Genomic DNA, 1055 nt, shown 5'->3' on the forward strand with positions numbered 1-1055 from the left:
TCGTGCGGGTGTCTCATCATTCGGCATCAGCGGTACCAACGCCCACGTCATCCTCGAACAGGCACCACCCACTGACGTGCCTCCCGTCGAGGCGCTCCCGGACGACGGGCTCCCGACCGAGGCGCTCCCGGACGACGGGCTCCTGGCCGAGGTGCTCCCGGCCGAGGCGTTCCCGGCCGACGGGCTCCGGGCCGGGAGGCCTCCGGTCGGCGTGTCCGGGTCGGAGATTCTGCCCTGGGTGCTGTCGGCCCGCACCGACGAGGCACTGCGCGCCCAGGCCGGCCAGATCCGTGCGGCCGTCGCCGCCGCCACCGCCGCCACCGCCGACCCCGGCGACCTCGCGTACGTCCTGGCGAAGGGGCGGGCGGCGCTGGAGCGGCGAGCGGTCGTCGTCGGCGACGCCACTGACCTCCTGGCCGGCGCGGACGCCCTGGTCGCGGGCGCACCGGTCCCCACTCCGCTGCATGGCGGTTCCGGCATCGTTTTTGTTTTTCCGGGGCAGGGTTCGCAGTGGTTGGGGATGGCGGTGGAGTTGTTGGATTCGTCGCCGGTGTTTGCGGAGCGGTTGGGTGAGTGTGCTGCGGCGTTGGATGAGTTTGTGTCGTGGCGGCTGGTTGATGTGTTGCGTGGTGTGGAGGGGGCGCCGTCGCTGGACCGGGAGGATGTGGTGCAGCCGGTTCTGTGGGCGGTGATGGTGTCGCTTGCGGGGTTGTGGCGTTCGTTTGGTGTGGAGCCGGATGCGGTGGTGGGTCATTCGCAGGGTGAGATTGCGGCTGCGGTGGTGGCGGGTGGTTTGTCGTTGCGTGATGGTGCGTTGGTGGTGGCGTTGCGTAGTGCGGTGATTGCGGAGGTGTTGGCGGGTCGGGGTGCGATGGCGTCGGTGGGTCTGCCGGAGCGTCAGGTGTGTGATCGTCTGGGTGCGTATGGCGGTCGCTTGTCGGTGGCAACGGTCAATGGTGCGTCGTCGGTGGTGGTGACGGGCGATCGGGATGCGGTGGACGAGCTGATCGCGACATTGGATGCCGAGGGTGTGCGAGCCAGGCGGGTGAACATTG

At 69.4% G+C, this 1055-nt stretch carries 1 protein-coding gene; it reads left to right on the plus strand.

The window, feature by feature from the left end:
* On the plus strand, positions 1-1055 hold a 1055-nt coding region (locus SALPAC3_RS25165), incomplete at both ends, for an acyltransferase domain-containing protein (protein ID WP_157632349.1).

It is taken from the genome of Salinispora pacifica DSM 45544, assembly GCF_000378845.1.
Taxonomy (GTDB): Bacteria; Actinomycetota; Actinomycetes; order Mycobacteriales; family Micromonosporaceae; genus Micromonospora; species Micromonospora pacifica.